Source organism: Endozoicomonas gorgoniicola (assembly GCF_025562715.2).
Lineage (GTDB): Bacteria > Pseudomonadota > Gammaproteobacteria > Pseudomonadales > Endozoicomonadaceae > Endozoicomonas_A > Endozoicomonas_A gorgoniicola.
In genome coordinates, this window is the sequence record NZ_JAPFCC010000001.1 from 4,245,645 (window position 1) to 4,258,442 (window position 12,798).

Consider the following 12,798-nt stretch of genomic DNA (forward strand, 5'->3'; position numbering starts at 1 on the left):
ATGGGAAAAGCTTTGGAAGCCAAGCCGATCATCTCAACCCAAACAACCACCTACATACTAGATAGCAATGTCCTGATACACGATCCAAACTCAATACTGAACTTCGAAGAACACCGCGTTCTTATTCCAATGACAGTTCTGGAGGAACTGGACAAACTCAAAAACGGAAAGCAAACCATCGCCGCCGATTGCCGACAGGCTATCCGCATTATTGACCAGATCCTGGGCAGCGCCTCACCCGCAGAGATTGAAACAGGCGTAGCTATTACCCGTGGAGAAAAAGCAGAACCTCAGGGAACCCTGTCCATTCTGTCGCATCAGGAAGCAGACAACGTAACGACTCTGCCGACCAGTAATAACGACAACAAAATCATCAACGACATCTGCCAGTACCAGCGCAACCACCCCGACACAGAAGTGATACTGGTTACCAAAGACATCAACATGCGCCTCAAGTCCAGGGGCTGCGGTATTCACTCAGAGGATTACCATAGCGATCAGCTGCTGTCCGATATCGGCATGCTGACTAATGGTTATCTCCACTTTGAAGGAAATTTCTGGGATCGCGTTAACGAAGTCAACACACAACAGGTGGAAGGAGCCACTTATCACCGTATTCCCAGAGAGACATTCAGCGAAGACCTTTACCTTAACCAGTTTTTCCTGGACGACACTGGTTTTGTCGCCAGGGTACACAGCCTGACGGACGATGAAGTCCAGCTGCTGCACATGAGCCACGAAACTCTTATGAACCAGGAGGCATGGGGGTTACAACCGCTCGATATTTATCAGGCGATGGCACTGAACCTGTTGCTTGACCCGGATATCCATCTGGTGAACCTGACAGGCGCAGCCGGTTCCGGTAAAACCATTCTGGCTCTGGCAGCCGCCATCGAAATGACGGTTGCCACTAAACAATTTCGTCGAATTATAGCGACTCGCTCAACCCGGGGGCTGGACGAAGATATTGGCTATCTGCCCGGCACCGAAGCGGAAAAAATGGAGCCCTGGCTGGGTGCCATTACCGATAACCTTGAAGCCCTGCACTACGATGACGAGTCAACCAACGGCAGTGTGGATTACATTCTCAAACAGGTGCCTCTGCACTTTAAATCCCTTAACTACATTCGCGGTCGAAGCTTCCAGCAGAGTCTGATTATTATCGACGAATGCCAGAACCTGACGCCACACCAGATCAAAACGATCATCACCCGTGCCGGAGCGGGCAGCAAGGTCATCTGTCTGGGCAACCTGGCACAAATTGACACACCCTATCTTGCCCCAACCAGTTCCGGTCTGACGTACATGACTGAACGCCTGAAAAACTTCCCTCATGGAGGCGCGTTGCAGTTGAAAGGCGTACCCCGTTCTCCTCTGGCAGCTTACGCTGAAGAGTATCTTTAACCCCACTCTCAACCCCGCAAAGGAGCCAGCCACCTGCTGGCTCCTTTCTAAAATCTGTTCTTTACACTGCTCAACTGTCAAAGACTTATAAGCAACAATTGTTGTTTATATAATCAAAAAACTTCTTCACCGTCATTTCAGTTATCTGAGTTCATAGTCTACTCTCGGAAGTTTAGCTTTCAGTTCTGATTTTCAATATTTAGTTGTCCATTGTGATGATGGTCCTATCAAGCATGACTGGATCAAAAGTAACCCAAAGAGTTTGTGAATGGGACAGATTTTTTAATGGTTATGAAACTACTTAAAACTTTCGCAATAATCATATTTCTGTCCGCCAATACCAATTTGTTTTTCATCAATAATGTTTGGGCAGACAGCCATTTTTTTTCTACTTACATCCACTCACGCGATCTGACCGGAAGTTTAAAGCTCTTCAACAAAGCGACTCATTCGGACGAGTTTGAAGTACTGGCCAGCCCCGGACAACAAATACTAGTGTGTGGTCATTCAATAGTACAAAACGGTGCCGTGCCTCTGACGTCCTCCAACGATGGGGTTACTACTTACCAGCTAACACATGAGACAGCACAATTTTATTACTATGGGTCAAAATCCCCTTGTGCAGCCAATCTGGTTTTTAAACAGCAGCCTGTCCACTCTGCCAGCACCTTCCTGATTAAATGGAGGGAAAAAAACACAAACAAACCGGGCAAGACTGAGACAGGTAGCACCCTGATTGTCCCTGCCAATCCCACAGCTCATACCGCCGCAGACACAATAAACGGTTATGGTAGTGGCGGTGACACGCCGGGGCCGGAAGATTTTTTTAAACGAGGCAGACCTTTTTTCCCCACTTTCTTTACCGAAAGTCTTTTTATTAATATCGACCTGCCCTTCCTGAAGTACTTTAGCCTGCCCAGGGTAAATACGACAGAAGACGATTACCGTTATCTGGATATATTTGTTCGTACGCCAGATACTACTGAACCTGTTCATATACAACTCAGTCGAGCGTTATTTCAGCGGTTTCTTGAGGATTTCTCCAGCTCAGGGCACTGGAACAGTTTGTTAGCCTGGATCAAAAGTCAGGCAGGGAGCCGTTCGTGGCTGGTCAATCACCTTATCCACACTCTGAACTATTTCTCTGAAGTCGATGACTTATGGCCAGCTAACCCGGAAGTACTTCAGGCCATTACCACTCAACTCAATGACATTCTGGAAAATACAGGACAGCCTTTGCAGTTAGAGCTTGAACTGGAGTGGTTAAATTTATGGCTGGGAAAAATCGAAGTACCACAAACTGGTCAGGAAGGTAATCAAAACCATTCACCCAGCGGAAATAGCAGTGACAGTAGCGCGACCAGTACAACCAGTTCTCTTCAGGCATCCACCAGTCTTACACATACCTCAGGGGAGTGTAGTCATACCAATGGGGCTGATGGAGAAGCTCCTTTTCCTTCCCATGCCCATACTTTCAACTTCACACCCTGCCCTGCTTGTAGAGGGGAGCCGTGCCAGCTGAAAAAGCCCCCAGAGAACGCTGAAGATAAAGAGACCCTGGAAAACTGGATGCGCCTCGTAAATACCCACAGCTCCCGGGGCGTTATCATCAGGGTAATTAAATCCCTGGAGTTCACAGCGCAAACGATACAGCAGAACAGAGCCTCTTCAGGCACTTTCCTGTTTCCCGGCAGTGTTATTGCGCCCTTTGGTAATTCTGAGGCTGCTACCCTGGGAATTGTTCTACATCCTGATACGATTACTATTGCCCGGTTCAAACAAAACGCTATTACCGCAAGAGTTCACCAGAGTTTAGGTTTCGTGGCTTCCATATTAAACCGTGGTGCTAATTCCTGTGATTACAACACCTTGAGCAGCGGTTCACGCAGATATCACAAAAACCACATAAATAATTTTTCATTTCTGCTCAAATTGCTGGAACAACACTTCCTGTTCACCAACGAGTCGGCAAGCCCCACCGCAATAACCAGCGGAAGTATTACCAGAGAGGGAGGCTTACGGGTCGGACACAAGCACTATGATAGAAATAGAAACGGTAAGACCATTCCTCATAATGAGGTTGTCTTCAAATGGGATAACTGGTCAGATAAGTTGCTTGGCTTTTTCCTGAGAAGTAAAGACAGCACCGTTCAAAGAGACACATTACTATCGCTGAAAACACTGATCAGAAGTCTGACAGACATATCAATTGATAATATGAAACTAGCTGAACTTCCTGTCGCCCTGTTCTGCCCGGAAGAGGCCCGGTTCATTTTTGTATGTACTGCCAGACAACTTTTTGAACTTGAACTCGATGACGAACATGTGACTGATTTCACCATTCCGGAAGGCGTAAGCCATTCCAGAGCATTCACCAGCATGGAGTTATTAAACCCGGATCACTTCGCTTCCAATATAGATTACATAGGAAGACTGCTGGCTTCCTGTTGTTCTGGAAACAATTTAAGTTTCCCCGCTGCCAGTTTCAATAATCGGGACGGTATCTGCCTGACACAAGCTCTCAGAGTTTCCTGCAACCGACAGCTGCTTGAATTTGCAGGTCTGGAATTTTCTACAGAAGAAGCTCTTCTGCTGTCTTATTTGGCAACACTTCCTGAACATTTGTCCATTAATAATCAACAAGTTGAGGCGTTAATGACGCTTTTCCGTGCCAGCGGGGCCAGTATTCAGGTGGTACAGGACATGGCTCTTGCTATTACATGCCTTAATAGTCAGCCCGAAGCAACAACTACCCACTTTGCTCAATCAGAACCGGGCTCCAGAGCCAGAACGTATTATCATCTCCTTCAGGCCAGAAATGGTGATTATACTCGTCTGTCTGAAACAGGCATCGAAGCGGCTACCGTTGACCTGGCACAACTCGAAACTTCTCAAGCCAATATAATGCACGCTATCAAGCGGTTTAAGTCAACCCCTGCTATCAGGAGTACAGGGCATGGCTGGCCTATCATGCTTGCTGAATTGCGACTTGTCATTCCGGCTATAACGGTTGAACGCCTTCGCAAAAATCTCCACCCGATTCAGCAATGGCCTTATGCGGAGATAATGGCCAGCATTCCTGGCAACCTGAACTTACTGGATCAGATAGAACCGTTCATGGGTGAAACAGCCAGCCCGTATGTAAACTGGTTATATGCTCACATTATTAAAAATGGCCTGCCAATCTTTCCTGGTACATTGAGTGCCGGTTATACAACCAGTAATGTCAGAGAACGGCTTGAGCTGGAGCTTCGTCGGCGCCCCACAACACAGCAGATAAATAACATTCAAAGCAGCTACTCAGGCGTATCATCAAGAGCCTGGGAAAATGCAGAGTTTCCAGTCTGGCAACAAAATCCAGTGGAAGGCATGGACAATCTGCCCGAGTGGAACCCGCCCATGACAGGACAGGGATCAAGTATTGACTTTACTCCATCGCAGACTCATGACAAGCCATTGATCTGGCTTGTTCCTTTTCCGCCGGTCGGTTGGGTTTGCCCAATATGCCTGAATAATGGAAGTTCTGGCATCACCGTGAAAACAGTGTGTAACCATCAAATACACCAGTTGTGTCTTGAGGGGCTTCTGGCTTCAACGCACACCAACAAATGCCCTGTGTGCAGAACGCCACTGACGCCAATTCGCGGAAACCAGCCTGCTGGAACAATGTCCTGGGTGGTCATAGATGATTCATGCCCTGGGGAGAATACCCTTGAAATCATCGAAATAACCTACCGGGTACTTCCAGGTATCACAATCATTTCAGGGCAAGAGGTACATTATCCGGGTGAAACCAGAACCGCTTATCTGCCAAACCATAAAAAAGGAAGGAAGGCTCTGAGAATGCTCCGAAAAGCTTTTGAGCAAGGTTTAGTGCTGACCGTTGGCTATTCACAGACACGAAGAGCAAATAACGTTGTCACATGGAATGACATACCCCATAAAACCCAAAAACGCGCAAGGCCTGAAAATCACGGCTACCCGGATCCTCACTACGTTGACCGACTGATTGAAATACTTAAGGAATACGGTATAAGAGATCCGGATGACATATAAAGCCTGTTTTTTTCAGGAAGTGTTATCATTGCGCACCGGAGAAAAATAACCGGGTGATGCAATGATCACTTCCAGACTTCACGCTTTTTTATCGCGCCTGCCTTTTCTCTTTGCTTTCAGCTTGATTCTCTCAGGCTGCACCAACGACTCCTCCAGGCGGATTCTGGGTACGCTTGAGCGCGACCGTATTGTTCTGTCTGCCACTTCGTCTGAAATTATCGTAGAGGTTCTCATACCGGAAGGTTCCAGGGTGACAGAGGGTGACCTGATTTTGAGGCTGGATGACCAGAAGCAACAGTCTGTGGTGGCTTCGGCACAGGCTGAAGTGGAGAGAGCTGAAGCTTACCTCGCCGAACTGAACAGCGGCGCACGACCGGAAGAAATAGCGGCAGCCCGCGCACAGGTCGCCAGCCAGAAAGCACTGTCTACTGAAGCCAGGAAAAACTACGAGCGCATCTCGGTACTGGTCGGAAAAAACATGTTAGCGCAGTCTGACCTTGATGCTGCGCTCGCCAGACAAAACTCTCTGTCTGCCAACCTGCAGAATGTAAAAGACAAGTTGCAACTGTTGTTGAAGGGGACACGGGTTGAGACCCTTGAGCAGGCTGAAGCCTCGCTGGCCAGAGCCAGGGCGGCTTTAAAGCTGGAACAGCAAAAGCTGGATGAACTCTTCCTTTATGCCACCAGGGACAGCTGGCTCGACAGCCTGCCCAGACACAAAGGCGAAAAGGTTGCAGCAGGAACACCGCTGGCGATTCTGCTGGCAGACAACGTCCCCTACGCCCGTATTTATATTCCTGAACCGTTTCGCACCCGGGTCAGTGTCGGCGACAAACTGGCTATTCATATAGACGGCGTAGATCGTATTTATGCTGGCACTCTGCGCAAGGTTGCCCTCGATCCGGCGTTTACCCCCCATTACGCCCTGAATGAAAAGGAGCGATCCCAGCTGGTGTATCTGGCAGAGGTTCAGCTGCCGCCCTCAGCTGCAGAACTGCCAACAGGCATTCCAGTTCAGGTGGAGTTGCCCTGATGCCCGGGCTGGCCATCAGGGCAGAAGGGCTGACCCGAAACTTCGGGGACTTTGTTGCCGTCAATAATCTTGACCTGATGATTCCGAAAAAAACCATTTATGGCTTTCTGGGACCCAATGGCTGCGGCAAATCCACCACTATGCGCCTGCTGACCGGACTGCTGACACCCAGCGCCGGACAGGTAAAAGTGCTGGATATGGACATTCCAAAAGACTCGGAAGCCCTGCGACGACGGTTGGGCTATATGACCCAGAAATTTTCCCTGTACGATGACCTGTCTGTAGAAGAAAACCTGAAGTTTATTGCACAGATTTACAACCTGCCCGCCAAAGCCTGCAAGTCCCGCATTGAGCAGCAGCTGTCAGAGTTTGGTTTGAACCAGCGTCGTAAACGGCTGGCTGGCAGCCTGAGTGGCGGCCAGCGGCAACGCCTGGCCCTGTCCGCTGCCACCCTGCATCAACCGGAGTTGTTACTGCTGGATGAACCCACATCTGCCGTTGATCCGGAAAACCGCCGGGACTTCTGGGAAAACCTGTTCGACCTCTGCGAACAGGACACCACCATTCTTGTTTCAACCCACTACATGGATGAAGCGGAGCGTTGTCATGGGCTGGCTATCCTGGAATCCGGCTGCAAACGGGCAGATGACTCCCCCAAAGCACTGCTGGAAAACCTGGGCGCCCATGTGCTGGAAGTCGATGGTGATAACCTGCGACAGGTGAAAAGCACCCTGGAACTTCTGACCGGGGTTTTATCCACAGCCCAGCAGGGTACTCATTTGAGAGTTCTGGTTAACGAACATATTTCAACACCCGAGCAATGGTTGCGTCAGCAGTCCCCTGAACTGATGGCTGACCGCACTATTCGACAGGTAAGACCCAGCCTGGAAGATGTCTTTGTGCAATGCACGAGGCAGGAAGCAAGTACCGGACAAGACAAACGGCAGTAGGAGTCTATATGAACAGCCTGCAGCGCATTCTTGCTATTTTCCTGAAAGAACTTCGGCAGCTGGCAAGAGATAAGCCCACGTTTGGCATGGTGGTCATGATTCCCCTGATTCAGTTACTGCTGTTTGGCTATGCCATTAATACCGATGTGCGCCATTTGCCCGTGGCCGTTGTCGATTTTGCCGATAACAGCGGCAGCCGCGCAATAATCGCTGCCGTTCAGGCATCACAGGCAGTCAATGCCATTCGTTATGAACACAGCGTCTTACAGGCTGAAGAAGTCATGCGACAGGGGGATGTGCGCGCTATCCTGATTATTCCAAAAGATTTTGAACATCGTATGGCTCTCAGGGAAACCGCAGCCCAATGGCTGGTTGATGGTTCCGACCCGATGATCAGCAGTGCCATAAAACAGCTGAGAGATATGTCAGCAGGCGAAGTACCCGGTTTTTATTCCGAACCTATAAACCCTCTCTTTGAAATTACCCTTTACTACAACCCTGAGCAGCGGGCTGTGGTGAACATTGTTCCCGGTCTGGTTGGCGTTATTCTGACCATGACAATGATCATGTTCACCTCAGCGGCTCTGGTTCGGGAACGAGAGCGTGGTAATCTTGAACTGCTGATCACAACACCGGTAAAACCTATGGAACTGATGATAGGTAAAATAGTGCCGTATGTTTTTATCGGATTGCTGCAGGTATGGATTATTCTGGCGCTCGGATTCCTTATCTTTTCAGTACCGGTTGATGGCAGCGTGGCTCAGATGCTCTGGGCAACTCTGTTGTTTATCGCAGCCAGCCTGACCATGGGATTAATTCTCTCGACTCTGGCAACCACGCAGTTGCAGGCCTCGCAGATGACCGTGTTTATCTTGCTGCCTTCGATACTGCTCTCAGGCTTTATGTTTCCTTTTGAGGGTATGCCCAAAGCAGCTCAGTGGCTGGCTGAACTATTGCCAGCCACTCATTATATGCGACTGATGCGGGGCATTATTCTGCGCGGTGCCAGCATCAGCCACATGTGGATGGATGTGATAGCACTCGTCGTCTTTACCCTGTCGGGTATTGTGATTGCCGCCATGCGGTTCAAGAAAACTCTGGACTGACTGTCCAAAACAAAGAAGCTGGCAAAAGCCAGCTCCAGATAATCGTTTTAACAAACCAGTGCGGTGTTCAGGTTATAACTCTTTGGCTTCAATCCAGAGCACGGCGTCCTGAGACAGCTCTTTACCTTTGTACTCGGTTTCAGGACCAGCACCCATGCAGGCAAATCCCCAATGACCGGCTTTGGGGATACCAAAAGTAAACATGCCGTTCTCATCGGTATAAGCGACAATGGCTGACGCTGGCGGCTGACGATGAACCGTTTTACCAAAGGCATTGGCTTCACTGTCAATGTCGGTGTTGATAAATTCGATTTCACACTCAATGCCTGCCGCTGGCTTGCCGTCGGAAAGCACCTGGCCGGTAAAAGTACTGCCCGCAAAAATCTGGTAAGGCTTGTTTTTGGGTACGATTTCTGTCAGCAGTCCTGCTGGCTCGTCCCAACCATTTGGCACACCACCCTTGTTAACAATGCGCTTGGTGAACTGCTGAATATAGGTATCTTCAGAAGCTTCAAAGTAAGGAGCCGGAACCAGTCCAAAAATATAATCGCCATTACGACGGATTTTGTGCTTCACCTGATAGGCATCTGCAGAGTTGTCAGGACCTTTCCATGTCACTTTTTCCAGATTATCCCGAAGGTCGGTTTTTTCACCCTTGAACTTAACAAAAAATTCTTCAGGTTGCCCCATGTCCATCACATGGCCGTTTTCCATGGGATGTCCGAAAACCAGCTTCGTATCAAGAGTAGCAGGCTTGTCATGCTGAGAATCGGGTGTGTACATCAACTGAAAGTGGGCCTGAGAAGCCGCAGAAAAAGCAAGGGCTGCAACACTTGCTGCGAATGCAATTTTTTTCATAGTTTAACCAGGTAATAGAGCTATTGATTGACTGACTATTGAATTAATCGACAACGATTAATTACCCAACGATGTCCTTGCCATTAATTTCAATACTGTGGCCGGGGCCACCATTAAACAGAACCTTGTATTCGCCGGATGGTTTCTCGAACTCTATTTCGCTATCCGCGTTCAGCTTGCTTTTGGTCAATTCCTTACCGGATCCATCAATAATCAAGATTTCGGTACCTTTGGCTGAGGAGCCATCCGAGAAACCACCCTCACATAAAACTGTGTTATCGCCAAAGTCGTAACATGAAAATAACGGTGTATGTGCCAGGGCAATTCCCGGTAGAGAAGCTGCAATGAATGCTGATAATGCAAACTTTTTAATCATAATTTTATGCCATACAAAAAATATTTGTCGGCATAATAAAAATCATCAAAACCATTTAAAAGCAAGAATCATTCTCTTTTGACAATGCCTTGACTTAAGTCAATCAAATGATAAAGGTTATCATTTACGACTACTCCATTCTGCAACGAATCCTTATACTCAAAACCCTTTTATTGCGTTCAAATAAACAGTATGAAGAGACCCGTTACTGAACTAAATGTTGGAAAGAATGCCGTTATATATGGTCACAACTCAGAGGGCGCTATTCGTCAGCGTCTTCTGGATTTAGGCCTTATGCCGGGTGTTGAAATTAAACTCGTCAGGCACGCACCTATGGGAGACCCCGTAGAAATTAAAGTAGGCATGACAAGTATTGTCATACGAATAGCGGAAGCTGAAACAGTCATAGTGGATGCCAGCGCCTGACCTGGCGAAAGCGCCTGATCTGGCAAAAGCGCCTGCTGCGGAAATTGTACGACACGCATTCACTGTTGAGCGGAATATAGCATGCAAAGAAAAAAAATCTTACTGGCAGGGCAACAAAATGCCGGTAAGTCCACACTATTCAACCAGCTGACCGGAGCCCGGCAATTTGTTGCTAATTATCCGGGGGTGACTGTTGATAAAAAAACAGGTTATTTCTCTGACCAGAATGGTGACTGGCAGTTAATCGATTTACCCGGCACTTACAGCCTGACCAGTTTCTCCCTGGAAGAGCGTGTTGCCCGCAAAGCCCTCAGAGAAGAACAGGCTGACGTTATCCTTAATGTCATGGACGCAGCGAATATCAATCGTTCCCTGCACCTGACTCTGCAACTGCTTGAACTTGAATTACCCGTCGCTCTTGCCCTGAACATGATGGACGTGGCTCGTTCCGAGGGGATTGAGATACAAACCGGGAAGCTTGCAGAAAAACTGGCCATACCTGTTGCTGAATGTATTGGTCGTACCGGCCAGGGAATAGAACGGCTTTCAGACACCCTCACTCAGGCACAACCAGGTGCTTTCAGAACCTCTTACCCCGAGCTTGAACAGAGCATTTCTGATATTTCCGGGTCATTAAATGAACTGGATATCACCGATATGCCAGCCATTCGCTGGCTTGCATTGCGACTACTCGAAGAGGATCAGGAGGCCAGCAACTGGCTTGCCAGCCAGATCGAACCAGACCAGTGGGAAAAGCTGAAACAAAAGGTCGCCACTCATCAGGCTGCTATTAAAACCAGACTGGACTCGGGCATAAATGACTACATTGTCGCCCAACGACAGAAAACCGTTGCAGACATTCTCTCACATTGTGTTGAGGTCAAACGTGAAGACCTGAACAAGAAAAACGTCACTGAACGTGTAGATCGTGTTGTACTGAACCGTTTTGGCGCTCCCCTGTTTCTTATCGCCACCGTATTTGTTATTTATCAGTGTGCCATTGTTTACGGTTATGAACTCACCAATTACTGGTGGCCTTATCTGGCTTCCTTCAGGGAACTGGTGGCCGGGGTACTGCCAGAAGCCGGGTTCCTGCACGACCCTTATGTGCGCTCGTTAGGCTTATGGATCATTGATTCTGCCAATACACTTCTTAACTACATCCCTATCTTTTTAATCCTGTTTGCCCTGATCGCCATTCTGGAAGACTCAGGTTATATGGCGCGCATTGCGTTTATATCGGACCGGCTACTGAACAAATTTGGTCTTCACGGTCAGAGTACGCTGCCCCTGATACTGGGTGGTGTATTTGCCGGAGGGTGTGCAGTACCCGGTATCATGGCAACCAAAGGAATTCCGGACAACCGGGCGCGACTGGCGACCATCCTGACGGTTCCCTATATGAACTGTCTGGCAAAAATACCGCTTTATACGCTGCTGCTGGGCATATTCTTTGTCGATAGCATGTCCCTGATGACCTTCTACATATCCACCTTTAGCGTTATTGCCGCACTTCTGGTTGCCAAGCTGCTAACCCGGACCGTCTTGCAAAAAACAGAAACTGCTCCCTTTGTGATGGAGCTGCCAAGGTATAACCTGCCGACCCTGCGAAGTGTTATTACCCGCTCGCTGGAGCGAACCTGGATGTATGTTCGTAAAGTAGGAACCATTGTCCTGGCAGTTTCTACGGTTATCTTTGTTTTGTTGCAGTTCCCCGGTATTTCCGAGGATAAAGAGCACATCGCACAGCAGCGTGCCGAACAGGCCGTGGCGACCTTCGACAAAGCCATTCGGGGTACACACTATGCCGAAAAATTTGACCACACAAATCTTCCGGCACTGGTGAACTTCTACACCGATTTCAAGCGCGCCAAACTCAATGCCCGTGGGGCTGAGGCTTCAGCCACGATCAATAGCCAGTTCAAGGCCCGTAACGAAACCTTCATGGCTGTGGTCGCACCTGCAAAAGGGGACAGGGATGCAAGAAAGGCTAATCGTGCCCTGAGAAAGCTATCTTCCGCACGCAACGCTATTCGTCGTGACATCAATGAACAGCGTCTGGAGGCCTCACTGTTAGGCAGCCTTGGTCGTGCATTGGAGCCAGTCAGCCAATATGCCGGTTTTGACTGGAAAATCAATGTTGCGCTGTTTTCTTCTTTTGCAGCCCGTGAAAGCAGTGTCGCCACCCTGGGCGTACTGTTTCAGCAGGACGAAGAGAGTAACCAGAAACTGGAACAGCGCATGGGCGAGTCCAATGAGTTTGCCGGCAAGGGGGCAGTAGCTGCCGTGGCACTGATTCTGTTCTTCATTCTTTATCCTCCCTGCCTGGCGTCTGTCATGATGATCAAGGTGCAAACGGGTCAGTATAGATGGATGCTGTTGTCTATTCTGCTGCCCACCCTGATCGGATTCACGGTTGCCTCCATCGCTTACTCCACCGGCAACCGTTTGAATCTTACCGGAACAGAACTGATGTCACTGGCCTGGTTTTCAGGATTGGCACTACTGCTGCTGATCGGTTTAAAAGACTGGGTCAGGAAGAAAATACAGCCATCACAAAATATCCCGGTCACGAATCTATAGGGGAGG

At 48.8% G+C, this 12,798-nt stretch carries 9 protein-coding genes; 7 read left to right on the top strand and 2 right to left on the bottom strand.

What is annotated here, in order from left to right:
- From NX722_RS19275 to NX722_RS19295, 5 genes are all read left to right on the top strand, one after another.
- A complete protein-coding gene (locus tag NX722_RS19275; RefSeq protein WP_262564481.1) occupies positions 1-1,404 on the top strand; it encodes a PhoH family protein in 1,404 nt (467 codons plus the stop codon).
- A 291-nt stretch (positions 1,405-1,695) separates the two neighbouring features.
- Positions 1,696-5,460 (top strand): RING finger domain-containing protein, encoded by a 3,765-nt coding sequence (locus tag NX722_RS19280; RefSeq protein WP_265442370.1) that lies wholly within the window; start codon positions 1,696-1,698, stop codon positions 5,458-5,460.
- A gap of 61 nt (positions 5,461-5,521) precedes the next feature.
- Complete coding sequence (locus tag NX722_RS19285; RefSeq protein WP_262564484.1) at positions 5,522-6,493, top strand: HlyD family secretion protein; 972 nt, start codon at positions 5,522-5,524, stop codon at positions 6,491-6,493.
- Positions 6,493-7,443: an ABC transporter ATP-binding protein gene (locus NX722_RS19290; RefSeq protein ID WP_262564485.1), complete on the top strand. Its 951-nt coding sequence runs from the start codon at positions 6,493-6,495 to the stop codon at positions 7,441-7,443. The genes NX722_RS19285 and NX722_RS19290 overlap by 1 nt, the downstream gene beginning before the upstream one ends.
- 8 nt (positions 7,444-7,451) lie before the next feature.
- Complete coding sequence (locus NX722_RS19295) at positions 7,452-8,549, top strand: ABC transporter permease (RefSeq protein ID WP_262564486.1); 1,098 nt, start codon at positions 7,452-7,454, stop codon at positions 8,547-8,549.
- Positions 8,550-8,621: 72 nt separating this feature from the next.
- Here the strand turns inward: NX722_RS19295 and NX722_RS19300 are convergent, their stop codons facing one another.
- Complete coding sequence (locus tag NX722_RS19300; RefSeq protein WP_262564487.1) at positions 8,622-9,407, bottom strand: DUF4198 domain-containing protein; 786 nt, start codon at positions 9,405-9,407, stop codon at positions 8,622-8,624.
- A 61-nt stretch (positions 9,408-9,468) separates the two neighbouring features.
- Positions 9,469-9,783, bottom strand: a complete 315-nt coding sequence (locus NX722_RS19305) for a hypothetical protein (RefSeq protein ID WP_262564488.1) — start codon at positions 9,781-9,783, stop codon at positions 9,469-9,471.
- Positions 9,784-9,975: 192 nt separating this feature from the next.
- On the opposite strand from NX722_RS19305, the gene NX722_RS19310 reads away from it, so the two are divergent.
- Together NX722_RS19310 and feoB are read left to right on the top strand one after the other, a co-directional pair.
- Entirely contained in the window at positions 9,976-10,209 is a 234-nt protein-coding gene (locus NX722_RS19310; protein ID WP_262564489.1) for a FeoA family protein, read from the top strand.
- A gap of 81 nt (positions 10,210-10,290) precedes the next feature.
- Positions 10,291-12,792, top strand: coding sequence for a ferrous iron transport protein B (gene feoB / locus NX722_RS19315; protein WP_262564490.1), 2,502 nt, complete (start codon positions 10,291-10,293; stop codon positions 12,790-12,792).
- The last annotated feature ends 6 nt before the right edge of the window (positions 12,793-12,798 follow it).